General features: G+C 69.9%; 21 protein-coding genes. 6 read left to right on the forward strand and 15 right to left on the reverse strand.

Annotated features, from left to right (window positions below):
* Window positions 1–151: 151 nt before the first annotated feature.
* The 9 genes from LQ772_RS02135 to LQ772_RS02175 all read right to left on the reverse strand — a co-directional run bounded on the left by LQ772_RS02135 (window position 152) and on the right by LQ772_RS02175 (window position 9,437).
* Complete coding sequence (locus tag LQ772_RS02135) at window positions 152–1,003, reverse strand: symmetrical bis(5'-nucleosyl)-tetraphosphatase (protein WP_231323567.1); 852 nt, start codon at window positions 1,001–1,003, stop codon at window positions 152–154.
* A gap of 58 nt (window positions 1,004–1,061) precedes the next feature.
* Entirely contained in the window at window positions 1,062–1,445 is a 384-nt protein-coding gene (gene apaG / locus LQ772_RS02140) for a Co2+/Mg2+ efflux protein ApaG (RefSeq protein ID WP_231323569.1), read from the reverse strand.
* A 48-nt stretch (window positions 1,446–1,493) separates the two neighbouring features.
* Entirely contained in the window at window positions 1,494–2,276 is a 783-nt protein-coding gene (gene rsmA / locus LQ772_RS02145) for a 16S rRNA (adenine(1518)-N(6)/adenine(1519)-N(6))-dimethyltransferase RsmA (RefSeq protein WP_231323571.1), read from the reverse strand.
* 13 nt (window positions 2,277–2,289) lie between these two features.
* Window positions 2,290–3,282, reverse strand: a complete 993-nt coding sequence (gene pdxA / locus LQ772_RS02150; RefSeq protein WP_231323573.1) for a 4-hydroxythreonine-4-phosphate dehydrogenase PdxA — start codon at window positions 3,280–3,282, stop codon at window positions 2,290–2,292.
* Between the two features lie 8 nt (window positions 3,283–3,290).
* Window positions 3,291–4,649, reverse strand: a complete 1,359-nt coding sequence (locus tag LQ772_RS02155; protein ID WP_231323575.1) for a peptidylprolyl isomerase — start codon at window positions 4,647–4,649, stop codon at window positions 3,291–3,293.
* A gap of 117 nt (window positions 4,650–4,766) precedes the next feature.
* Window positions 4,767–7,190 carry an LPS-assembly protein LptD gene (locus LQ772_RS02160; RefSeq protein ID WP_231323577.1) on the reverse strand — a complete coding sequence of 808 codons (2,424 nt, stop codon included), beginning with the start codon at window positions 7,188–7,190 and terminating at the stop codon, window positions 4,767–4,769.
* A gap of 157 nt (window positions 7,191–7,347) precedes the next feature.
* Window positions 7,348–8,265, reverse strand: coding sequence for a histone deacetylase family protein (locus LQ772_RS02165; RefSeq protein WP_231325846.1), 918 nt, complete (start codon window positions 8,263–8,265; stop codon window positions 7,348–7,350).
* A 12-nt stretch (window positions 8,266–8,277) separates the two neighbouring features.
* A complete protein-coding gene (locus tag LQ772_RS02170; RefSeq protein WP_231323579.1) occupies window positions 8,278–8,838 on the reverse strand; it encodes a cob(I)yrinic acid a,c-diamide adenosyltransferase in 561 nt (186 codons plus the stop codon).
* On the reverse strand, window positions 8,838–9,437 hold the full coding sequence (locus tag LQ772_RS02175) for a hypothetical protein (RefSeq protein WP_231323580.1): 600 nt from the start codon (window positions 9,435–9,437) through the stop codon (window positions 8,838–8,840). Before LQ772_RS02175 ends, LQ772_RS02170 begins: the two co-directional genes overlap by 1 nt.
* 108 nt (window positions 9,438–9,545) lie before the next feature.
* Between LQ772_RS02175 and ubiH the strand changes: the two genes are divergently transcribed.
* The 3 genes from ubiH (at window position 9,546) to LQ772_RS02190 (ending at window position 12,860) form a co-directional block, all read left to right on the forward strand.
* On the forward strand, window positions 9,546–10,766 hold the full coding sequence (gene ubiH, locus LQ772_RS02180) for a 2-octaprenyl-6-methoxyphenyl hydroxylase (RefSeq protein WP_231323582.1): 1,221 nt from the start codon (window positions 9,546–9,548) through the stop codon (window positions 10,764–10,766).
* 65 nt (window positions 10,767–10,831) lie between these two features.
* Complete coding sequence (locus tag LQ772_RS02185; protein ID WP_231325848.1) at window positions 10,832–12,010, forward strand: FAD-dependent monooxygenase; 1,179 nt, start codon at window positions 10,832–10,834, stop codon at window positions 12,008–12,010.
* A 67-nt stretch (window positions 12,011–12,077) separates the two neighbouring features.
* Complete coding sequence (locus LQ772_RS02190) at window positions 12,078–12,860, forward strand: dienelactone hydrolase family protein (protein WP_231323584.1); 783 nt, start codon at window positions 12,078–12,080, stop codon at window positions 12,858–12,860.
* A gap of 61 nt (window positions 12,861–12,921) precedes the next feature.
* On the opposite strand, the gene LQ772_RS02195 is transcribed toward LQ772_RS02190, so the two are convergent.
* Together LQ772_RS02195 and LQ772_RS02200 are read right to left on the reverse strand one after the other, a co-directional pair.
* On the reverse strand, window positions 12,922–15,996 hold the full coding sequence (locus tag LQ772_RS02195) for a ligand-binding sensor domain-containing diguanylate cyclase (protein WP_231323586.1): 3,075 nt from the start codon (window positions 15,994–15,996) through the stop codon (window positions 12,922–12,924).
* A gap of 46 nt (window positions 15,997–16,042) precedes the next feature.
* Window positions 16,043–17,044 carry a polyprenyl synthetase family protein gene (locus LQ772_RS02200; protein WP_231323588.1) on the reverse strand — a complete coding sequence of 334 codons (1,002 nt, stop codon included), beginning with the start codon at window positions 17,042–17,044 and terminating at the stop codon, window positions 16,043–16,045.
* A 133-nt stretch (window positions 17,045–17,177) separates the two neighbouring features.
* On the opposite strand from LQ772_RS02200, the gene LQ772_RS02205 reads away from it, so the two are divergent.
* The 3 genes from LQ772_RS02205 to ssb all read left to right on the forward strand — a co-directional run bounded on the left by LQ772_RS02205 (window position 17,178) and on the right by ssb (window position 20,195).
* Window positions 17,178–18,377, forward strand: coding sequence for an MFS transporter (locus tag LQ772_RS02205; RefSeq protein WP_231325853.1), 1,200 nt, complete (start codon window positions 17,178–17,180; stop codon window positions 18,375–18,377).
* A gap of 63 nt (window positions 18,378–18,440) precedes the next feature.
* Window positions 18,441–19,418 (forward strand): DedA family protein/thiosulfate sulfurtransferase GlpE, encoded by a 978-nt coding sequence (locus LQ772_RS02210; protein WP_425600819.1) that lies wholly within the window; start codon window positions 18,441–18,443, stop codon window positions 19,416–19,418.
* Between the two features lie 237 nt (window positions 19,419–19,655).
* Window positions 19,656–20,195 (forward strand): single-stranded DNA-binding protein, encoded by a 540-nt coding sequence (gene ssb / locus LQ772_RS02215; protein ID WP_231323590.1) that lies wholly within the window; start codon window positions 19,656–19,658, stop codon window positions 20,193–20,195.
* 61 nt (window positions 20,196–20,256) lie between these two features.
* Here ssb and ptsP read toward each other — a convergent pair whose 3' ends face one another.
* The 4 genes from ptsP to rapZ all read right to left on the reverse strand — a co-directional run bounded on the left by ptsP (window position 20,257) and on the right by rapZ (window position 23,628).
* The gene (gene ptsP, locus LQ772_RS02220) at window positions 20,257–21,987 is read right to left on the reverse strand and encodes a phosphoenolpyruvate--protein phosphotransferase (protein WP_231323592.1); all 1,731 of its coding nucleotides are present in this window, start codon (window positions 21,985–21,987) and stop codon (window positions 20,257–20,259) included.
* A complete protein-coding gene (locus LQ772_RS02225; protein ID WP_231323594.1) occupies window positions 21,984–22,253 on the reverse strand; it encodes an HPr family phosphocarrier protein in 270 nt (89 codons plus the stop codon). The genes ptsP and LQ772_RS02225 overlap by 4 nt, the downstream gene beginning before the upstream one ends.
* On the reverse strand, window positions 22,246–22,638 hold the full coding sequence (locus LQ772_RS02230; protein ID WP_231323596.1) for a PTS sugar transporter subunit IIA: 393 nt from the start codon (window positions 22,636–22,638) through the stop codon (window positions 22,246–22,248). Before LQ772_RS02230 ends, LQ772_RS02225 begins: the two co-directional genes overlap by 8 nt.
* Window positions 22,639–22,722: 84 nt before the next feature.
* Entirely contained in the window at window positions 22,723–23,628 is a 906-nt protein-coding gene (gene rapZ / locus LQ772_RS02235) for an RNase adapter RapZ (RefSeq protein WP_231323598.1), read from the reverse strand.
* Window positions 23,629–23,631: the final 3 nt, after the last annotated feature.

Below are 23,631 nucleotides of genomic sequence, written 5' to 3' on the forward strand. Positions count from 1 at the left end.
ACGCGATGCGTCCTCCCCCTTCGGGGAGAGGACCAAGATGGTGGCCGGGGCTCGCGATGAGCCACTACGGCGGGCCTTGATGACGCGTAGGTGAGGTCGTGGCAAGAACGTCCCCGCACCCCTAGCCCTCTCCCCCGAGGGAGGTGCAGAGTCAGTCCCCGCCGCCAGGCGGCCGCTTGCGATGCGGCTCCGCATTGACCGTGATGTACTGCGGTTCTTCCTGGTCCAGCCGCAGCGCAGTCAGCTGGCCGCCCCATACGCAGCCGGTGTCGATCGCGTACACGCCCAGGCCGGCGAAGCGGCCGAGCGCGGACCAGTGCCCGCAGACCATCCTGCCTTCGCGCCGGCGCATGCCCGGCACGGCGAACCACGGATACAGCCCGGGCTTCTGCGAACCCGGGATGCCCTTGGCCTCGAAGTCGATCCGTCCGTTGACGTCGCAGTAGCGCATGCGCGTCATGGTGTTGATCGACGCGCGGAAACGCTCGATCCCCTGCAGCCGGCTCGACCAGGCGGCCGGGCGGTTGCCGAACAGGTTGCGCAGCAATCGCGGGTGGCGCGGGCTGGACAGCTCGCGCTCCACTTCCTGCGCCGCGCGCAACGCCTGGCGCAGCGTCCACGACGGGGCCAACCCGGCGTGCACCATGCCCCATCCCGATACTTCGTCGTAGTGCATCAACTTCTGGTTGCGCAGCCACTCGAAAAGTACCGGCGCGTCGTCGGCGAACAGTACCTCCCGCAGCTCAGGATTGACCCGCGACTGCGCGTCCGGCTTGCGCTGTGCGATCGCCAGCAGGCTCAGGTCGTGGTTGCCCAGCGTGACCACCACGTTCTCGCGCAGGCCGTGAAGCATCCGCAGCACCTGCAGCGATTCGCCGCCCCGGTTGACCAAATCGCCGCAGAACCACAACTGGTCATCGGCAGGGTCGAACCGCAACTTGTCGAGCAGGCGCGACAGCTCCGGGTAACAGCCTTGCACGTCGCCGATTGCATATGTCGCCATCAGAACTCGTCCGTCCAGAACCGATCCATGGCAGGCGAACCCTCGGGTGTGCGTTCCATCAGTGCAGGGTGCGCGGTATGGACAGCGTGAACGGGGGAATCGGCGTCTCGAAGCGCGTGCCGTCGTCGGCGAGCATCTGGTAGCTGCCGCGCATCGTGCCGACGGCGGTGTCCAGCACGGCACCGGAACTGTACTGGTAGCGGTCGCCCGGCCGCATCCACGGCTGGTCGCCGACCACGCCCTCGCCGCGCACTTCTTCCACCTTGCCGTTGGCGTCGGTGATCACCCAGTGGCGGGTGAGCAGCCGCGCGGGCATGTCGCCGGCGTTGTGCAGCGTCACGGTGTAGGCGAACACGTAGCGGTTGTCGTGCGGCTTGGACTGGTCGGGGACGAAACGGGTTTCGACCTGCACGTCGATCGTGTAGGAAGCTTTGGGATTCATGCGCCGATTGTACGGCCTGCGCGCAAGCCTGCGCGTGTAGACGGCGCGTCAGGCGGGAAGCTTTGCCAGGCGCACGAAGTCGCCGGGCGCGAGAGTCTCGGCGCGCGCCTTCGGATCGACTCCCGCGCTGGCAATGGCATCGCTGTCGAGCAGGTTCTTCAACCCATTGGCGAGGGTCTTGCGCCGCTGCGCGAAGGCGGCCTTGACGATCGCGTGCACGCGATCGGGATCGGCGTCGTGGCGCTCGTGCGCGGCCAGCGGCACCAGCCGCACGACCGCCGAATCCACCTTCGGCGGCGGGCGGAACGCGCCCGGTGGCACCGTGAACAGCGGCTCGACCCAGCAAGCCAGCTGCAGCATCACCGACAGACGGCCATAGACCTTGCTGCCGGGCGCCGCCGCCATGCGATCGACCACTTCCTTCTGCAGCATGAAATGCATGTCCTGGATCGCGGCGGCGTGGTCGACGCAATGGAACAGGATCGGGCTGGAAATGTAGTAGGGAAGGTTGCCGGCCAGGCGTACCCGCGGCACGCCCAGACGCTGCGCCAGTGCGGTGAAGTCCACCTTGAGCACGTCGGCATGGACGATTTCCAGCATGCCCACGGTGTTTGCGCGCGCCTGAAGAGCGGGAATGAGGTCGGTGTCCAGTTCGATCGCGACGAGCTGGCCCGCGGCGGTCAGCAGCGGCAGCGTAAGCGCGCCTTCGCCCGGGCCGATCTCAACGACGCGATCGCCCGCCTTGGGCGCGATCGCGCCGACGATGCGCTCGATGTAGCGCTTTTCGTGCAGGAAGTGCTGGCCGAAGCTTTTCTTGGGGCGGGCGTTCATCGGAATTTCTCGCTTACCCCGGAGAGCCGGAGCGGCTGGCCAGCTCCACCGCCATCCGGGCGGCGGCGATCAGGCTGGACGGATCCGCGCGGCCGGTGCCGGCCAGGTCCAGCGCGGTGCCGTGATCGACCGAGGTGCGGATGAAAGGCAGGCCGAGGGTAATGTTGACGGTGCGATCGAAGGCTTCGCTCTTGAGTACGGGCAGCGCCTGGTCGTGGTACATCGCCAGCACGGCGTCGTAGCGTCCCCGCTGCGCCGGTACGAAGGCGGTATCCGCCGGCAACGGGCCAAGCAAGTGCATGCCCAGGTCGCGAAGCCGCGCCAGCGTGGGCTCGATCACGTCCAGCTCCTCGCGGCCGAGGTGACCGCCCTCGCCGGCATGCGGATTGAGACCGAGTACCGCGATGCGTGGAGCGGGAATGCCGAACCTGGCCTTGAGTTCGCCGTGCATGATGCGCAGCGTGCGCGCCAGCGTCTCGCCGGTGATCGCCGCGGGCACTGCGCCCAGCGGCAAATGCGTGGTGGCCAGCGCAACCCGTAGCTCAGGACTGGCCAGCATCATCACCACGTCCGCGCCGGCGCGATGGGCGAAGAACTCGGTATGACCGCTGAAGGGGATGCCGGCCTCGTTGATCGACGCCTTCTGCAACGGCGCCGTGACCACCGCCGCATAGCTGCCGGCCAGGCAGCCATCCGCGGCCTCCGCTAGCGTGGTCAGGACGTGGCGCGCATTGCGTGGATCGGGCTTGCCGGGGTGCTCCTCCACCACCAGCGGCACATGCTGGACGCGCAGGCTGCCCGGCACGTGCGCATGCAATTGGCCGTCGTCTTCATGCAGTTCCAGCGGTACGCCGCAACGCGCTGCAGCGCGGCGCAACAGGTCGCGGTCGGTGATGGCGACCAGTCCGGCCGCGAGCGGCGTCGATGCGAGCCGGACAAGCAGTTCGGGGCCGACGCCGGCCGGTTCCCCGGCGGTCAGCGCCAGTCGGGGCAGGCCGGCGTTCAAGGCACGACTCAGCTCTTGTCCCGCGCGTCGGGATCCTTGAGCTCCGGCACCAGGATGTTGACGTAGGCATCCGAGCGCAGCTGCCGCAGGAAATCCTCATAGGCCTGCTCGGCCTTGCGGTTGCCGATCGCCTGGCGCGCCTGGTTGCGCTCGCTCTCCTCGGTCACGTCGCTCTTGCGCGTGCCTTCCAGCTGCAGGATGTGCCAGCCGGCCTCGCTCTGGAATGGCTGGGAAACCTCGCCGTCCTTGAGCTGGGAGAGCTGCTGGGCGATCGTGCCGCCCCACTGGTCGCGCTGGAACCAGCCCATGTCGCCGCCGGCATTGGCGGTGGTCGGGTCCTTGGAGTTCTCCTTCGCCAGCTTGGCGAAGTCCTCATGCTTGTTGACGATGCGGTTGTACAGGTCCTGCGCCTTCTGCTGCGCCTGCTCGGGCGTCACCAGCTCGCTCGGGCGGATCAGGATCTGGCGGGCGTGGTACTCGGTGACCACCTGCCGGCTGGGCTCGCGCTGGTCGACCAGCTTGAGGATGTGGAAGCCGGTGGGGCCGCGCAGCGCCGCGCTGACCTGGCCAGGCTTCATGCCGGAGATGGTGTCGGCGAAAGCCGGCGGGATCTCGTCCATCTTGCGCCAGCCGAGGTCGCCGCCTTCGAGCGCGTCCTGAGCGTCGGAGTAGCGGATCGCCGCGGCGTTGAAGTCCATGCCGCCCTTGATCGCATCGAGCGCCTCCTGTGCCTTGGCCTGCGCCGCGGCGATGTCGTCCGCACTGCCGCCGGCCGGAATCGAGACCTGGATGTGCGCCAGATGCACTTCACCCGCCTTGTAGGTGGGGCTGTTGAGCAGGTTGTTGATTTCGCTGTCGGTGATGTTGACCGAATCGCGCACCACGCTCTCGTGCAGGCGCTGGACCATGAGCTGGTCGCCCAGCTGGGTGCGGAAGGCGGCAAAACCCTGCCCGCTCTGCTCGACCGCCTGCTGCAACTGCTCTGGCGTCAGGTGGTTCTGCTGGGCGACCGCGGCGACGGCCTGGTCGATGTCCGAATCCGACACGCGGATGCCCTGGTCGGCGGCCTTGGCCACCTGCAGTTTCATCAGCACCAGGCGGTCGAGCACCTGGCGCTTGAGCACGTCCTCCGGCGGGAGCTGGCCGGGGTTGCTGGCGTACTGCTGCTTGACCGAGCGCATGGCCTCATCCAGTTCGCTCTGCAGGATCACGCTGTCGTCGACCACCGCGATGATGCGGTCGAGCGGCTGCGTGCCCGAGGCCGAGGCGTCGCCCTGGCCCTGGGCCTGGGGCAGCAGCTGGGCCTGGACGGGCAGGACGGTGGCCGCGGCGAGCGCGAGGAGGAGCAGCGCGGTGGGTTGCTTCATCGGTCGGAACCTTCAATCGCCTGCGCGGCGATGGTTGAGGAGGCGGTGCCAGGGGGCCGGTCGTGCCGGTCGACAACCGTGGATCGCAACGGCAGCGGAAAGTTCGCGGCCAGGCCGTTACTGATAGCCAAGAATACCACGCCGCAGCACATCTTCCGTCTGGCCGTTGAAGGCGCCCAGGCCCTTGAAGACCAGCTCGAACATCAGCGCGTTGTTGCTGTTGCCGCGGTTGATGAGCGGGCCCTGGGTGATGACGTAGTGGCGCCCGACCATCCGTACCGCGACGCAACAACTGTCGTACTCCACCCCAGCCAGGGCCTCGACCGTGCGGTTGTCGCGCACCGAGTACACCCAGCGCCCGAGCAGGCGCCAGCGCTCGGAAATCGGGTAGATCGCCGAGGCGTCGTACTGCTCCACCAGGTTGCGGCGGAAGCGGTAGGAGAAGTTGAAGATACCGTCGGCACCGACGCGCCGTTGCAGCTCCAGCGTGCCCAGGTCGGTCTGGCGGGAGTTCGGGCTCCACTGGTAGGCGCTGTTGAGACGCCAGCGATCGTTCAACTGCACGCCCAGCTGGGCCACGTAGTCCGAACGCGTCCAGTCGGTCGGCGCGGCGGTGGTGATCGTGCTATTTGGCAACTGCACCCGCTGCGGCGCGAAGTAGTGGATCTGGCCAATGCTGGCCGACACCCGCTCGACGCCGTCGTCGTCCAGCAACCGGGTGGTCAGCGCCGCGGTGAGGTTGTTGGCGTTCATCTGGCGGTCGGCGCCGGAGAACTGGTTGGGCGAGAACAGCTGCCAGTAGTCGAACGACATCCGACGCGAGTCGAACACGGGCAGGTCGTCCTGGTTGCGGTAGGGCACGTAGAGGTAATACAGCCGTGGCTCCAGCGTCTGCCTGTAAGACGTGCCAAACAGCGAGGTCGGGCGTTCGAAAATCAAGCCGGTATCGAGGCTTGCGATCGGCAGCGCGCGGCTGGGTGTTCGGTCATCGAAGGGAGACACCAGGGTGCTGGGAAGGGGACCGTTGTAGCCGTAGTCGCGGTAATTGCCATCGAGCTGGTAAGCCGTGTAGCGGTAGGCAAGCTTCGGCCGCACGAACCATGCGGCACCGCGGAAATCGGCGGCGAGATACGGGTAGAGGTCGAGGCGGTCGCCCTCGATGCGCTCGTCCTTGCGGAACGCGGTCGCTTCAGTGTCGGCACCGAACTCGAGCCAGCGGTTGATCGGGATGTTCAGTCCAAGAGTCGCGGTCGGCCAGCGCTTGTACTGCAACACGGTGTCCGGAAGGTAAGGGTCGGCGTTCTGGTAGCTGGTGGCGCCGAAAGAGGCGTTCCACCAGTCGCCGTTGCCATGGAGGTAGCCGCTGGAGCTGAGAATGCCTACCGAGGTCGTGTACAGGTCGTTGCCGAAGTCGCGCAAATAGCTGCGGTCGGATACGCGGTTGATCGAGGTGCTGAAGTTCCACGGCCCGCCCAGGCGCGTGACGTTGGTGTAATTGAGCCACCAGCGGTCCGTGCCCTTGGTCGGTTCATCCTCAGAGCTATTGTCCCCGCGGTCGTTGGGGAGGTACTGGAAGTTGAGCTGTCCGCGCGTGTCCGGAACCAGGTAGCGGAACTCGCCGGCCAGCATCGCACCGCGTTGGGTATAAATGCGCGGCTCGATCGTGGCGTCGTAGTTCGGCGCCAGGTTCAGGTAGTAGGGGATGGCGAACATCGTCCCCGACCGGTTCGAACTGCCGAAGGTCGGGTACAGGAAGCCGCTCTTGCGCCGGTTGTCGACCGGAAAGGTGAAGTAGGGCAGGTACAGGAACGGCACATCGGCGAAGCGCATGGTCGCGCCGTGCGCCTTGCCCACGCCGGTGGACTTGTCGATCTCCAGGCTCTTTGCGCGCACTTCCCAGAGATGGTGGCCGACATCGCAGGTCGAATAGCTCACCAGGTTGTAGCGGCTGCGCTGGGCGTCGAGCAGTTCACCGCGCGCGGCGGTGCCATTGCCGCGCGACTGCAGCAGCTGGTAGCGCACGTTCTCGGCCACGCCGCGGTTGGCCTGGGTGTTGCCGCGCAGGCGGTCGGCGCTGAGCAGCTCACCGGCTTCCTGGTAGCGCACGTTGCCCTGCGCGTCGTAGTCGGTGGTGGTGTCGTTGTAGTCGATCCGGTCGCCACGCAGCAGCTGGTCGGCGCGCTCGATGCGCACGTTGCCCGAAAGCCGGTAAACCGCGCGGTTGGAGCTGTCCACGTGGGCGGCGTCGACGACCGTGTCGGAGGTCTCGCGCAGCGCGGCGTCGCGCGGGAGCGTTGGATCGTAGAACTCCAGCAGGGCGTTGGGCCGGCACAGCGCGAAGCTTTCCGGGCGCGCCGGACAGTGGAACGCACCCAGCGGGCAGCTCGATACCCCGGCGGCGCTGGCTGGCGCGGCGGGAGCCGCCGCCTCGGGTGCCGCGGTCTGGGCCTCGACCGGGCCGCCGAACAGGGCGAGGGCTGCGGCGACCGCCAGCAGGCGGCGTGGGGGCAAAGCGCGCGGGATCGTGTGGCTCAGCGTCACGGTGGGCTGTCGGCGTTCGTCAGGACGCGTAAAACTAGCAGAAAGGGTGCATGGCCGGCAGGAGCGCCCCGGGCCTGACGCCCCGTAGGGTGGGCTTCAGTCCACCGCTTTCCCCCGAGGAGGTTGGCTGGAAAACCCACCCGACGGGGCGCTGCACTCAGCTCATCAACGCCGCGACGTGCGCGGCGGCGCTGGTGGCCAGGGCGTCGAGGTCGTAGCCGCCCTCGAGGGTGGAAACGACGCGGCCGCCCGCGTGCAGACGGGCGATGTCCACCAGTTGCGCGGTCAGCCACGCATAGTCGTCGGCGTCCAGCTGCCACTGCGCGAGCGGGTCGGCGCGGTGGGCGTCGAAGCCGGCCGAGACCAGCAGCAGTTGCGGGCGGAAGGCGTCCAGCCGCGGCAGCAGCCGTTCCTCCCAGATTTCCCGGAAAGCCCGCGAGCCGGTCTGCGGCGGCAGGGGGACATTGAGCAGGTTGCCTACGCCGGTTTCATCCGCCCCGCCGGTTCCGGGGTAGAGCGGCGACTGGTGGCTGGAGACGAAGAGCACGCGCGGCTCGCGCGCGAAGATGTCCTGGGTGCCGTTGCCGTGGTGCACGTCGAAGTCGGCGATCGCCACGCGCTCCAGGCCATGTTCCGCCAACGCGTGCGCGGCGCCGACCGCGACGTTGTTGAACAGGCAGAAGCCCATCGCCTGGTCGGCCGTGGCGTGATGGCCGGGCGGGCGCACGGCGCAGAACGCTCGGCTGGCACGTTCGTTGAGCACGGCATCGACCGCGGTGGCGACGGCGCCGGCAGCGCGCAGCGCGGCTTCGGCCGAGGCGGGCGACATCAGCGTGTCTTCGTCCAGCCGCACGACGCCATCGACCGGCGCGCTGGCGAGGATGCGCGCCACGTACGCCGGATCGTGCACGCGCTCGAGCGCATCGATGCTGGCGCGTGGCGCCTCGATGCGGTCCAGCGTGGCAAAACGGTCGCGGTCGAGCGCCGCCAGGATGGCGTGCAGGCGCACGGGAGATTCGGGATGGCCAGGACCGGGGTCGTGCTGCAGGCAGGCAGGATGGGTATAGAGCCGCAGCATCGGGGTGGGTCAGCCGCGCGGGCGGCGCTCGTGCTGCCAGATCACCTCGCCGTGGCCGCCGGCACGCGCCAGCACGCGGCAGATCACGAACAGCAGGTCCGACAGCCGATTGAGGTAGCGCTGTGCCTGCGGCCGCACCGCTTCGACGCGCGCCAGCGAGATCACCTCGCGCTCGGCGCGGCGGCACACCGTGCGCGCCAGATGGCAACAGGCCGCCGCCATGCCGCCGCCGGGCAGGATGAACTCCTTCAGCGGCGGCAGCGGTTCGTTGAAGCCGTCCAGTACCGATTCCAGCCGCGTGATGTCGGCATCCTGGACCATGGCCATGCCGGGGATGCACAGCTCGCCGCCAAGGTCGAACAGCTCGTGCTGGACCTGGGTCAGCGCCTCGTGCACCTCGGCCGGCACGTCCGGGCAGGCGAGCACCATCCCGATCGTGCTGTTGAGTTCGTCCACTGTGCCGTAGGCGGCCACGCGGGCCGAGTCCTTCGGCACGCGTGAACCATCGCCCAGGCCGGTGCTGCCATCGTCGCCCGTGCGCGTGTAGATCTTCGACAGGCGGTTGCCCATCAGCGCGTCTGGCCTTCGTGCGCGAGAGCGCGGGTCAGCTGGGTCGCCAGCACGTGCACCGCCGCGCCGAGTCCGACGTACAGCGCGGTCACCTGCAGGAACGGCAGATACCAGTCGCCCATGTTCTGGAACCAGGCAGCCATGCTGCGCGGCGCCGGCACGCTGTCGCTCAGCCAGTAGAAGCTGCCGTTGGAAACCACGAAACAGACCGCCTCGCTGACCAGCAGCGCGGCAACGGCCAGACCCGCGGTGGAAAGCTTCAGGCCGGCCTGGCGGCGGGCCAGCCAGCTGCCACCCAGCCACAGCGCGCCGTAGGCGGCGACCAGGAACCAGTAGGCCGGCGAGACGCAGTAGTGGCTCCAGAAGTTCAGGCCCTGGCCGCTGATCACCAGGTAGTCGACCAGCACGGCCTCGGCCATCAGCAGCGGGAACGCCCAGCGCCCGGCGCCGCGCAGCCAGAAGCCGGCGAGGAAGAACACGCCCCAGGACGCGTCCGGGAACGCCTCGAAATGATGGGTGTGCACGGCGCCACGGGTAATGGCCATCACCAGGGCAAGTGCCAGGAAGATGCCGAGGCGCTGGTTTCGCGTCATAGCCATGAGGTGCTCCGTAAGCAGGCGGCGTGAAGGGAGAAGGTAGACGGCTAGTTTAGCCGAAGCCCGTCCGGCTCATGCGACGCCTGCGTGTTCGGCCGTATCATCCGCCGCATGACCGTTCCCCCTTCCCCACGCGGGCCCGTGCTGATCGTCGGCGGCGGCCTGGTCGGCGCCAGCCTGGCGATCGCGCTGGACGTGGCCGGCGTCGACACGATGCTGGTCGAGGCTGCCGCGCCGCGCACCGATGCGCAGCCCAGCTACGACGAGCGCAACCTGGCGCTGGCCCGCGCCACCGTCAACGGGCTGGAGGCGATCGGCGTGTGGACCCACGCGCGCGAGGGCGCCACCGCGATCGAGCGCATCCACGTCAGCCGTGCCGGCGAATTCGGCAGCGTGCGGCTGCAGGCGCGCGAGGCCGGCGTGGATGCACTGGGCTGGACCTTGCCCGCGCGCGAACTGGGCGCGGCCTTGCTGCGCCGCCTGGACGAATGCACCCGCCTGCAGCGGCTGGCGCCCGCGACCCTGGAGTCAATCGAGCCGTTCGCAGAAGGCTGGCGCGCGCAGGTGCGTACCGCCGAAGGCGTGCGCCAAATCGACACGCCGCTGCTGGTCGGCGCCGACGGCACCGGTTCCTTCGTGCGCGGGCGACTGGGCATCGGCGCTGAAACTTTCGATTACGGGCAGACGCTGTTCGTGTGCACCGTCACCCCCGAACGCGAGCACGGCCATCGCGCGTACGAGCGCTTCAGCGACGAGGGTCCGGTCGCCCTGTTGCCGCTGGCCGGCCGTCGTTGCGGCCTGGTGCTCACGGTGCCGGGGTCGCAGGCCGAGGCGGTGGCGGCGATGGACGATGCGCAGTACCTCGCTCTGGCCCAGCGTCGCTTCGGCTGGCGGCTGGGACGACTGGCGCGGCCCGGCAAGCGCTTTCCGTACGCGATCCAGCGCGTGGCGGCCAACCGCCTGATCGCACCGCGCGCGGTGCTGGTCGGCAACGCCGCGCAGACGGTGCACCCGATCGGCGCGCAGGGCTTCAACCTGGGCCTGCGCGACGCGCTGACGCTGGCCGAACTCGTCGCCGCCGCGGCCGACCCGGGGGGCGAGCGCCTGCTCGCCACCTACGCGGCCCGGCGCGCGCCCGACCGCGAAGGGACCATGGCGATGAGCCATGGACTGGTGCAACTGGCCTGCCTGCCGCAGCCCTGGCTCGCCCCGCTGCGTTCGCTGGCGCTGCTCGCCTGCGACCGCGTGCCACCACTGAAGCATGCAGTGCTCCGCCGCGGCATGGGCTTCCGCGGGCAACCGCCGCGGGCGGTGCTGGAGCGTGCGCCGTGAGCACGCTCCGTTCCGAATCGCGCCGTCGCGCGCCGCTGCTCGACGTGGCGGTGGTCGGTGGCGGCATGGTCGGCGCCGCGGCGGCGCTGGCGCTGGCGCGTGCGGGTTTCGCCACTGCCCTGCTGGAAGCCCGCCCGCCGGCGCCATGGCGTGCGGAGGACGAGGTCGACCTTCGCGTGGTCGGGTTGGCCTCCTCGTCGATCGCGCTGCTTGGCGACATCGGCGTCTGGACGTCCATACGCGACCATCGCGCGGCGTCCTACGCACGGATGCACGTGTGGGATGCGCGCACCGGCGCCGCGGTCGACTTCGACGCCACCGCCGAGGGGCGCGCCTGGCTGGGCTGGATCGTCGAGAACAGCTTGGTGCAATGGACGCTGTGGCAGACGCTCGAATCGGCAGGCGTGCAGCGGCTTTGCCCCGCGGAAGTGACCGGCTTCCAGGCACAGGCCGACCGCATCACGCTCGATGTCCGCAGGAGCCACCTTGTGGGCGATGCTCCTGCTCCGGGACATGAGGATGCGGGGACGTTGTCCGCACGTCTGCTGGTCGCGGCCGACGGTGCTGGGTCGCCACTGCGCCGACTGGCCGGGCTGGACACGCATGGCCATGACTACGGCCAGCGCGGCGTAGTCGCGCACGTCACCACCGAGCGTCCGCACCAGCACACCGCGTGGCAGCGTTTCCTGCCCGGTGGCCCGCTGGCGCTGCTGCCGCTGGCCGACGGGCGCAGTTCGATCGTGTGGTCGTTGCCCGAGTCCGAAGCGCAACGCGTGCTGGCGCTGGACGACGCGGCATTCTGCGCCGAACTCGGCGTGGCCAGCGATTTCCGCCTCGGTCCGGTGCTCGCGACCACCCGCCGCGCGGCCTTCCCCCTCAAGTTGCAGCTGGCCGATCACTATCAGGCCGAGCGCCTGGTGCTGCTGGGCGATGCGGCGCACGCGGTGCATCCGCTGGCAGGGCAGGGCGTGAACCTGGGCTTGCGCGACGTCGCCGAGCTGCGCGACACGCTGGTGGCCGCCCGCGAGGCAGGACGCGACATCGCCGCGCCGCACGTGCTGCGCCGCTACGCGCGACGCCGGCGCAGCGCCGACACGCTGGATGCGTGGAGCTTCGATGCGCTGGGTCGCATCTACGCATGGCAGGCGCCGCCGCTGGTGGCGGCGCGGGCGCTGGGCGTGTGCCTGGTCGACCGGTTGGCGCCGCTCAAGCGCCGCCTCGCCGCGCACGCCGCGGGCCGCTGATCCCACGCCGCGGCCGGACGCCGCGGAACCCGGCGCGGAGCGCCATCCCACCACCGGAGTCGTCGCCATGCGTCGCATCCTGTTTGCCCTGCTCTCGCTCCCCCTGGCCTTCGCTGCGTCGGCGAAGATGGTCCACCGGTCGGTCGAGTGGACCGATGGCGGCACCCGCTTCCACAGCGTGCTGGTCTACGACGATGCCGGCGCCGCCAAGCGGCCCGGCCTGGTGATGGTGCCCAACTGGTACGGCGTGAATGACGAGGCGATCAAGAAGGCCGAGATGATCGCCGGCAAGCAGTACGTGATCCTGCTGACCGACATGTACGGCCAGAACGTGCGCCCGACCAGCAACGACGAAGCCAAGGCCGCGGTCCAGCCGCTGTACGCCGATCGCGCTTTGATGCGCCATCGCGTGAACACGGCGCTGGCGCAACTGAAAGCGCAGGCCGGCGCGGCGCCGCTGGATACCGGCAAGCTCGCCGCGATCGGTTTCTGCTTCGGCGGCTCGGCGGTGCTGGACCTGGCCCGCAGCGGCGCGGACGTGGCCGCGGTGGTGTCCTTCCATGGCGCCCTGGCGGCCGGCAAGCCGGCGTTGCCCGATCACTTCAAGGCACGCGTACTGGCGCTCAACGGCGCCGACGACAAGGGCACCATGCCCGATGCCGACGCGTTCATGGACGAGATGCGCGCCAGCGACGCGGATTGGCAGTTCGTGGTGCTCGGCAACGCGGTGCATTGCTTCACCGAGACCGGCGAGGACTCGCCCGGCTGCAAATACGACGCCCGTGCCGCGGCGCGCAGCTACCGCATGATGCACGACTGGCTGGACGCGGCATTCGCCGGTCGGCCGTAGCCGGGGCGCCTGAGCCGCCCCGCAGGGTGGGCTGGATCCACCCTGCGATGTTCCACCCGGCCTAGGAGGCCGCGACCCGGTTGCGGCCGTCGCGCTTGGCTCGGTACAGCCGCGCATCGGCACGCGCGATCAGCTCGTGCGTGCGCTCGCCCGACTTGAGCTGAGCGGCGCCGAAGCTGGCGGTCAGCCGCAGGCAATGTTCGCCATGGTCGACTTCCATGGCTTCGATCGCCGAGCGGATCACCTCGGCGCGTTGCGCGGCCGTGGCGAGGTCGGCACCCGGCATCACCACCATCAGTTCCTCGCCGCCGTAGCGTCCGAGCCGGTCGTCCTTGCGGCACAGGGACGCCACCTGCTGCGCCGCGCTGTGGAGTACCGCGTCGCCGGCCTGGTGGCCGTGGGTGTCGTTGAGTGCCTTGAACGCGTCCAGGTCGAGCATCAGGATCGACAGCGGCGCACCGGTGCGCTGCGCGGCGTCGTGCGCGAGTTCGAGCTGGTGCATCAGCTCGCGCCGGTTGAGCAGGCCGGTCAACTCGTCGACGCTGGCCAGCCGGTTCAACCGCTCGTTGGCCTCCTGCAGCTCGCGCGTGCGCTCGCGCACGAGTTGTGTCAGACGGTCGGCGCGGGCGAGCAGGTAGCGGGTGCGCAGGCGCACCAGCAAATAGACCAGGGCGGCGGCCAGCAGTGCCAGTCCGGTGCGCACCCAGGCCCGTTCGTACCAGCGTCCGCGGACTTCCAGTGGAATCAGGCTCCGCACCGTGCGCGCGTGCAGGCCGGGGATGTCCGCCTGCAACCACAGGCGGTAGCTGCCGCCGGGCAAATTGGTGAAGGCGGCGGCGGGCGGCACGCCTGGGTCGAGCTCGGTCCACTGCGCGTCGAAACCCTCCAGCCGGTAGCGGTAGCGCACGTCATCGGTGGCGGTGTAGTCGAGCAGGGAGAAGCCCAGCCGCAGCGCGTGCACGTCGTCCAGCGACAGCGACCGTCGCGCGGTCGGCAGCGCGGCATAGGGCAGCGGCCTGCCGTCGCGTGCCGCCATGGTCACTGCCAGCGGGGCATCCGGCTGGCGCGGGCGCGCCTGTGGCGCGGGTTCGATCACGGTCAGGCCGGTGAGCCCGCCGAACAGCAGTTCGCCGGAAGGGCCCAGCGCCGCGGTGCGATGGTTGTAGAAGCGCGCGCCGAGTCCGTCGCGCTCGCCCAGCGAGCGGATGCGGCCGGACGCCGGCTCGTACACCGCCAGCCCGCTCGCAGTGGCGATCCATAGCCGGCCCAGGCGGTCGGCCAGCACGCTGGCGACGTTGTCGCTGCCCAGGCCGTCGTGGCCGCGCAGCACGGTGAAGCGGTAGCCGTGCGGGCCGGGCGGTACCGCCGGCGTGGAGGCCAGCCCGCCATAGGTGCCGACCCAGATACGCCCGCCGAGCTCGACCACGGAGCCGGCGTAGTTCTGCGGCAGGCTGCCCGGGTCGCCGTCCTCGTGCACGAGGTTTTCGAAGCCACGCGCACCCGGGCGAAGGATGCTGATGCCACCACTGGTAGCGATCCACACGCTGCCGTCGGACAGCTCGGCGATGTTGCGCACCTGGTCATCGACCAGGCTGCGCGGATCGTCCGGATCGTGCCGGTCATGCGTGACATGACCGGCGCCATCGATGCGATAAACGCCGTCGTAAGTCCCGACCAGCAGTTCGTCGCGCCAGGCACGCAGGGCCAGGATCGGGCGCGCGTCGAGGCCGTCGACCGACCAGGGGCGGATCGCCAGCGACACCGGGTCGATTGTGACCAGACCGCGCGCGCCGGCCACGATGCGCCCGTCGGGCAGCGCGTCGATCGCGCGCACGTCCTGGTCCTGCTGCGCGCCGCCGAGCGTTAGCAGCCGGATCTGGCCGCTGGCCGGCTCGACCCGGGCAAGGCGACCACGGTTGAAGCCCAGCCAGATCGTGCCGTGGCGGTCGGTGTAAACACTGCGCACGTTCTCGTCGAACGTGGCGTCGTGGCGGTCGGACAGCGCCAGTGCGTCCAGCGTGTGCACGATCGTCGGGCGCGTGTCGCAGCGCGAGGCGTCGATCTCGGTGGCGGCCCACAGGCCGCTGGAGCGGTCCAGGAACAACGCACGCACGATGTTGCCGCCGAGCGAGGTGGCGCGGGCGTTGTCGTGCCGCAGGGTTCCAAGCGTGCGGACCTTGGGGTCGTATATCGCGACGCCCACGCCGTCGGTGGCGATCCACAGCCGGCCATCGGGACTTGCCAGCACGTCGCGGACGGTGCGGTGCTGGATTGCAGGCGCGTCGCCGTCCAGCCCGGGCGGCACGCGCGCATGGCCCTGGCGATCGATCACCGCCACGCCGCGCGTGCCGCTGCCGACCCAGAGGTTGCCGGCCGCGTCCTCGCGCAAGGCCCAGACGTCCTCATCCAGCACGGGTCCGGCGGCGGCATCGTCACCATGGAAGCGGACGAACCGTGCGGCGCCGGCGCGGCGCAGGTAAAGGCCTTCGCCGCTGCCGACCCACAGGTTGCCGTGCCGGTCCGCGCGCACGGCGAATACGGCCGGGTTTGCGGGCAGCCCGGTGCCGACCGGGCGCTCGATCGTTCGCAGGCCGGCACGCAGGTGGCTGAGCCCGTTCTGCCCGCCGATCCAGAAGCCGCCGGCACCGTCGGGCGCCAAGGCAAGGATGTGCGGGCCCGTGCCGTGGTCGGGCGAGGCGTCGTAGGTCGAGAACCGGTTGTCGCGCGGATCGAAGCGGGCCAGCCCGCCGGCCGACGTGCCGACGATCAGGCTGCCGTCGGGGGCCGCCTGCAGCGCGCGGATGTAGTTGTCGGGCAAACCGTCGGCCTGGCGGAACACCTGCACGCGGTAGCCGTCATAACGCACCAGCCCGCCGAAGGTGCCGATCCACATCAATCCATCGCGATCCTGCGCGAAGGCGGTGGTCGTGGCGTGCGGCAGGCCGGCGCGCACGGTCAGGTGCTCGAAGGCCAGATGGTCCCAGCGCGACCAGTCGATGGCGGGCGCGGCGGCAACGGTCGTCGAGGGCAGCAGCAACGCCAGCCCCAGCAGTACCAGGGCCAGCCAACGGATGGATGGGAAGGAGCGCATCCGGCCCGTCATCGGCCGATGTGCGAACAGCTTGACCGAAGGCATCGGGCGCGGTCCGGTGAAACGGTCGGCCGCGCGCGGTGCATGCGTCTCAGGCGCTGCGCTCGACTGCGTAGGCGGCCAGCGCGTCCAGCGCCTCGCGATAGGGCGAGGCGGGCAGGACGGCGAGCGCGGCTCGGGCCGCGTCCGCGTGCGCCACGGCGCGGGCATGCGTGCGCTCCAGCGCGCCGCTGCGGCGGATCGTCGCCAGCACGCGATCCAGCGACGTGAGATCGCCATGCTCGATGGCCTGGCGCATCGCCTGGGTCTCGTCCGCCGTGGCCTGCTGCAGCGCGTAGATCACCGGCAGGGTCGGCTTGCCCTCGGCCAGGTCGTCGCCGATGTTCTTGCCCAGCGTGTCGGCGTCGCTGGTGTAGTCCAGCAGGTCGTCGGCGATCTGGAAGGCGTAGCCCAACTCCATGCCGTAGCGGCGCAGCGCCGCGACCTGGGTATCGGGCAACCCGCCAAGCAAACCGCCCAGCTCGGTGGCGGCGGCGAACAGTACCGCGGTCTTGCGCTCGATCACCGCCAGGTAGGCCACCTCGTCCACGTCGGCGTTGCCGATGTTGAGCAGTTGCAGCACCTCGCCCTCGGCGATGGTGTTGGTGGTGTCGGCCAGGATGCGCATCACGCGCATGTCGTCCAGCTCGACCATCAGCTGGAACGAGCGCGAGTACAGGAAGTCGCCGACCAGCACGCTGGCGGCGTTGCCCCACAGCGCGTTGGCGGTCTTGCGGCCACGACGCAGGTCGGACTCGTCGACCACGTCGTCGTGCAGCAGGGTCGAGGTGTGGATGAATTCGATCACCGCGGCCAGCTTGATGTGCTGCGCGCCGGCGTAGCCGGCGGCGCCGGCGGCCAGCACGTGCAACATCGGGCGCAGGCGCTTGCCGCCGCTGGCGATGATGTGGTCGGCGATCTGGTTGATCAGCACCACGTCGGAGGCCAGCCGCGCGCGGATCAGCGCGTCCACGCGCTGCATGTCGGCGGCGGCCAGCTCGCGCACGGCGGCGAAGTCGGCGGTTCGGCTGGCGTCGGCGGGCATCGGTTGCATGGGTGTCCGGGTGGCAAGACGGGCGATTATAGGGCCAGCTCTGCCATGTGCGGCGGCGCGACATGGCGCCGCAATCGGGTTCCGGAGGCGCTCCCTATAATGGACGGATGACTTCCCGTCCGTGCCCCTCCCGGTGAGCAAGCTCTCGCCCCTCGAGCGCCGTAGCGCGCTGACCCTGGCCTGCGTCATCAGCCTGCGCCTGTTCGGGCTGTTCCTGATCATGCCGGTGTTCTCGCTGTACGCGAAGCAGATGCCCGACGCCAGCGGCCTGCTGATCGGCCTGGCGCTGGGCGTGTACGGGCTGGGCCAGGTGCTGCTGCAGATCCCGCTGGGCCTGTTGTCCGACCGGATCGGGCGCAAGCCGGCGATCACCATCGGGCTGCTGATCTTTGCCGTCGGCGGCCTGGTGGCGGCGATGTCGCACACGCTGATGGGGATCGTGGCAGGCCGCGCGCTGCAGGGCATGGGCGCGGTGGCCGGCGCCGGCACCGCGCTGGCCGCCGACCTCACCCGCGAGGACCAGCGCAGCAAGGTGATGGGCATCATCGGCGTGTCGATCGGCGTGGCGTTCCTGCTGGCGCTGATCCTGGGGCCGCCGCTGGAAGCGGTGGCCGGGTTGCCCGGCCTGTTCGGCGCCACCTCGCTGCTGGCGCTCGCCTCGCTGGTGCTGTTGTGGCTGATCGTGCCCACGCCCGAACGGGCGAAGGCGCCTGCCGCGGCGAGCCTCGGCGGGGTGATGGCGATGCTGCGCGACGGCCGGTTGCTGGTCCTCAACGGGTCGGTGTTCTTCCTGCACCTGCTGCTGACGGCGAGCTTCGTCGGCCTGCCGCTGCTGCTGGCCGAGCGGCTGCACCTGCCGGTGGAGCGCCACTGGGAGCTCTACCTGCCGGTGATGACGATCGCCGCATTGGTGATGGGGGCTTCGCTGCATCGCATGAAGGAGATTGGCCAGAGCCTGCGCATCGTGCTGGTGTGCGTGGCGGCGATCGGGCTGGCGTTGCTAGGTTTCGCGCAGTCGGGCGGCCACCTGGCCTGGCTGGGCGTGTCGGCGGCGGCGTTCTTCTCGGCCTTCAACCTGCTGGAGGCCGCGCTTCCCAGCCTGGTGTCCCGGCTCGCGCCGGCGCACCTGCGTGGCGCTGCGATGGGCGCGTACTCGACCAGCCAGTTCATCGGCGCCTTCGTCGGCGGCGCCATCGGCGGCATCGCGTTGGGCCGTCTGGGCGTGAGCGGGGTGTTCCTGTGCGCGGCGGCGACCACGCTGCTGTGGCTGCCGCTGGTCGCGTTCGGTGCGCGGCGCATCGCCGCGCGCGCCGTGGCCGAACAGGTGGCCTGACGGGATTGCGTTGCGCGGCTGCCGCCCCCATCTGCGGCGGCATCACCCCACGAGAGCCTGCCCGTGGCCCACCAGATCGTCGCGCTGATCGCCGAATACGGCCTGCTGCTGGTCTTCCTCAACGTGCTGGTCGAGCAGGCCGGGCTGCCGCTGCCGGCCGTGCCCACGCTGGTGGTGGCCGGCGCGCTGTCCGCCGGTGGCCAGCTGCCCTTGTGGGGCGTGCTGCTGGTGGCGCTGGCCGGTTGCCTGCTCAGTGATTTCGCCTGGTACGCCGCCGGGCGTCGCTATGGCGCGGGGGTGATGCGCACGCTTTGCCGCATCTCGCTTTCGCCCGATTCCTGCGTCAAACAATCGGAACTGCGCTTCCAGCGCTGGCGGGCACCGGTGCTGCTGGTGGCCAAGTTCGTGCCGGGCCTGTCGACCGTGGCGCCGCCGCTGGTCGGCGCCATGGGGCTCGAAGCGCGGTCGTTCCTGCTGTTCGACGCGCTCGGCTCGCTGCTGTGGGCCGGGGTGGCGGTGGCATTGGGCTACGTCTTCGCCGACGGGGTGGAGCGTGCGCTGGCGGCGTTCGAGGGCACGGGTACCGTCGCAGTCCAACTGCTGGGCGCGCTGCTGGCGCTCTACATCCTCTACAAATGGTGGCAGCGCCGGCGACTGCTGGTGGCGCTTCGCATGGCCCGGATCGAAGTGGATGAGCTGGCGCAGGCGTTGCGATCGGCGCGCCCGCCGCTGGTGTTCGACGTGCGCGCCGCCGGTTCGCGCGAGCTCGACGATCGCGCGATCCCCGGCGCGCTCGATTTCGACCCGCTCGCCCTCGACGCGCTGCTGGCTGGCGTGCCGCGCGAGCGTGAACTGGTCCTCTACTGCAATTGCCCCAACGAGTTTTCTGCCGCCCGCGCCGCGCAATTGCTGAAGGCGCAGGGTTACCGCCAGGTCCGCCCGTTGCGCGGCGGACTGGATGCCTGGGCGGCGGCCGGCCATGCGGTCGAACGCGCGCACGTCGCCTCGCCGGCCCCCTCCAGGGCGTCGCCGGCGGTGTGAAGGCACACGCGGCCCATGTGCCCTGACAATCGGCGCCGGGCTTCCGCGCGAACGCAGGGAAGGAGCCGACAGGCGGATGGGGATGCCCTTTCCGCACCGGCCGGCAAAAGCGCACGCGGCCCCGGCGCGCGGAGGGGGGCGGGTCGGTATGATAGGGACTGACCCGCCGGCCCCGCCGGTGGAATCTCTTGACGAGGCGGGCGCGCGCGCCGGCCGCCAGCAAAGCGAGGAAAACCCATGGCACGCGGCATCAACAAGGTCATCATCGTCGGCAACCTGGGCGCCGATCCGGAGGTGCGTTACACCGGCGGCGGCACCGCGGTGTGCAGCCTCAGCGTGGCCACCTCCGAGCAGTGGACCGACAAGCAGTCCGGCGAAAAGCAGGAACGCACCGAGTGGCACCGCGTGAAGCTGTTCGGCAAGCTCGCCGAGATCGCCGGCGAGTACCTGAAGAAGGGCCGCCAGGTCTACATCGAGGGTTCGCTGCGCACCGACAAGTACACCGACAAGAGCGGCGTGGAGAAGTATTCCACCGACATCATCGCCAACGACATGCAGATGCTCGGCGGCATGGGTGGTGAAGGTGGTGGCGGCGGCGGTGGCGGTGGCGGCTTCCGCGAGCGTCCGCAGGGCGGCGGCCAGCGCCAGGGGGGCGGCAACTACGGCGGTGGCCAGTCCCGCGGCGGCGGCAACGACTACGGCAACGCCCCGCGCCAGAACGCGCCGGCGCCGGCCGAAAGCAGCAGCGGCTTCGACGACGACGACATTCCGTTCTGAGCGCTATGTCGCGTCCGGAAGAGGCCCGCAGCAATGCGGGCCTCTTTCGTTGGGACAGCCCTCAACCGGCAAGTTGCGCGAGCAGCGCCTCGACGTCTTCGTGGGTGTGCGCGCGAAGCAGGCGCGGCGCCTCGCGGCGCATGGCAGCGTGGTCGAGGGTGGCCAGGCGGTCGCGGACGTGCAGGATCTGGCTGGGGTGCATGCTGTATTCGCACAGGCCCAGCGCCAGCAGCAGGGCGGTGAAGCTCACGTCGCCGCCGATCTCGCCGCACAGGCTCACCGGCTTGTTGGCGCGGCGGCCGGCGGAAATGACGTAGGCGATCAGGCGCAGCAGCGCCGGTTGCAGCGGGTTGTAGATGTTTTCCAGGCCGTCGTTGCCGCGGTCGGCGGCGAGCACGTATTGCGCCAGGTCGTTGGTGCCGATGGCGAGGAAGTCGGCATGCTCCAGCAGCGCGCGCACGTTGAGCGCGGCGGCGGGGACTTCGACCATGGCCCCCAACGGCAGTTTTTCCGGCAGGTCGATGTTCTCGCGCTTGAGGTCCTGGCGCGCGAGCTTGAACAGCGTGCGCACGGCGATCAGTTCGTCAGGCTGGGTGATCATCGGCACCAGCACGCGCACCGGGCCGTAGCAGGCGGCGCGCAGGATCGCGCGAATCTGCGTGGTGAACACGGCCGGGTAGCGCAGCGAAAGGCGCACGCCGCGCACGCCCAGCGCCGGGTTGTCCTCGCCGCGCAATGCCAGGCCGGCGGCGTCGGCCTTGTCGGCGCCAAGGTCCAGCGTGCGGATGGTGACCGGCAGGCCGCCCATGCCCAGCACCAGGTCGCGGTAGGCGTTGAACTGCTCGTCTTCGGAGGGCAGGCCCTTGTGCTTGAGGAACAGGAATTCGGTGCGGTAAAGGCCCACGCCGTCGGCGCCGCGGGCGCGCGCCATGGCGATGTCGGTGGCGGTTTCCGCGTTGGCGAACAGCTTCAACGCCACGCCGTCGCGGGTGCGCGTGGGTGCGTTCGCGAGCTTGGCCAGGCGTCGCCCTTCGGCTGCCGCTTCGCGCTGCCAGGCGCGGTAGCGGGCCAGGTCCTGCGCGGTGGGGTGGACAATGGTCTCGCTGCGCTCGGCGTCGAGCAGGATCAGATCGTCATCGTGAATGGTGGCCAGCGCGTCGCGCGTGCCCACCAGCATCGGCAGATCCAGGCTGCGCGCCAGGATCGCGCTGTGCGAGTAGACGCTGCCAGAGCTTGCCACCACGCCGAGCAGGCCGTTGCCGACCAGGTGCGCCATGTCGGCCGGTGCGATGGTGTCGGCGACCAGGATCTCGCCCACGCGCGCGGCGAGCTTGCGCTCCTCGCGGCTGGTTTGGCGCTGCAGGGCGGAGATCACCCGGTTGATGACCTGGTCGACGTCCTCGCGGCGGCTGCGCAGGTACGGATCGTCCATGGCCTCGAACACCTTGGCCAGGCGGTCGCGCTGCTTCTTGAGCGCCACGCCGGCGCGGTAGTGGCCGACGCGGACCAGGTCGTCGAGGCCGCGCAGCAGTTCCTTGTCGTCGAGCAGGAGGCTGTGCGCGTCGATGAACTCGTTGACTTCGCGCGCCAGCGCGCCGTGCAGGCGACCGCGCAATTCGTGCAGTTCCTGCCGCGCGGTGTCGAGCGCGCGATGCAGGTTTTCCAGCTCGCCCTCGACTTCGTCCTCCGCCAGCGGGCGGGTGTCGACCAGGTAGCGGCTCGGCTGCACGAGGCGCGCGCGACCCAGGGCCATGCCCTTGGAGGCGGCGGTGCCGGGCAGCAACTGCCTCATGCGCCCTCGTCGAACTTGCGCTCGAACAGCGCCACGACGCCGGCGAGGGCCTGCGCCTCGTCGGGGCCGTCGGCACGCACGGTGAGCGGGGTGCCCAGGCCGGCCGAGAGCATCATCACGCCCATGATGCTCTGCGCATTGACCTCGCGGCCCTTGCTGACCAGCCACACCGTGGATTTGAAGCCCTGCACCAGTTGCACCAGCTTGGCCGAGGCGCGCGCGTGCAGTCCGAGCTTGTTGGAAACGACGAGATCCTGTTCAAGCATGATCGATGAAAATTCCCCCGCGGCCGCCATGGGCTGCCACCTGTGCCAGTTCGTCCAGCGGTTTCTCGGCGTAGTTGAGCACGCGCAGCAGCATCGGTAGGTTGAGCCCGGACACACAACGCAACCGTACGCCCAGCGACGTGAGCGAAAGGCCGATGTTGCACGGCGTGGCGCCGTACAGGTCGGCCAGCACCAGCACGCCGTCGCCCTGGTCGAGCTCGCGGGCGTGGTGGGCGGTGAGCGTACGCATCACGTCCGGATCGGCGTGCGCCGGCACCTCGACCGCATCGACCTTCAGCGGCAGCTTGGGCATGACGTGATGCGCGGCGGAGATCAGCGCCCTGCCGACTGCCTCGTGCGTCATCAGGAGGACGCCGACGCTCATGGGCCTGCTCCTGCCGCATGGCCGGTGATCATCGTAGTGCGCTCCTGCAGCGAGTGTTTCGTGCGCGCGGGGATGCGGGCGCGTTCATTCGAGTTCACGGTGAAAGGTGAGAACGCCTTCGCGCTTCGCACGGTAATGCGCGGCCAGGCACTCGACCAGGTAGACCGATCGATGCCGCCCGCCAGTGCAGCCGACGGAAATGGTGACGTAGCTGCGGTCGTCCTGCTCGAAGCGCGGCAGCCAGGCGTCGAGCCAGCGCGCGGTGTCGGCGAAGTATTCGCCGACCATCGGATCGGCCTCGAGGAATTCGCGCACCGGCGCGTCCTTGCCCGAGAGTGGGCGCAGCTTGGGCTGCCAATGCGGATTGGGCAGGCAGCGGGCGTCGAAGACGAAATCCGAGTCCAGTGGCAGGCCGCGACGGAAGGCGAACGACTGGAACATCAGCGTCAGGCCTTCGGTGGCCGCCGCGTAGCCGGTGGCGATCAGCCGGCGCAGCTGGTGGACGTTGAGGTCGCTCGAATCGATCACCTTTTCGGCAATACCGATCAGCGGCCGCAACAGGCGGCGTTCCTCGGCGATCGCGTCGGCCAGCGACACGCCGCGGATGGCCAGCGGATGTCGGCGGCGGGTTTCCGAGTACCGCTTGATCAGTACTTCGTCGCTGCAATCGATGAAAACCAGGTGGACGTGCACGCCGGCGGCGGCCAGTTCGGAGAGCACCAGAGGCATGTGCTCGAAATCCTCGCCGCGGTTGCGCACGTCCACGCCCACGGCGATGCGCCGGCGGCGGCCGCCGCCATCGCGGCGCACCGACTGCACCAGTTGCGGCAGCAGCCCGCTGGGCAGGTTGTCGACGCAGTAGAACTCCAGGTCCTCCAGCGCGCGCAGCGCGACCGTCTTGCCGCCGCCGGACATGCCGGTCAGCACCACCAGGTGCACGGCGTTGGGATCGTTGAGGCCGTTCGAGGGCGCGGGATCGTTCGTACTCATGGG

The organism is Frateuria edaphi (assembly GCF_021117405.1).
GTDB classification, from domain to species: Bacteria; Pseudomonadota; Gammaproteobacteria; order Xanthomonadales; family Rhodanobacteraceae; genus Frateuria_A; species Frateuria_A edaphi.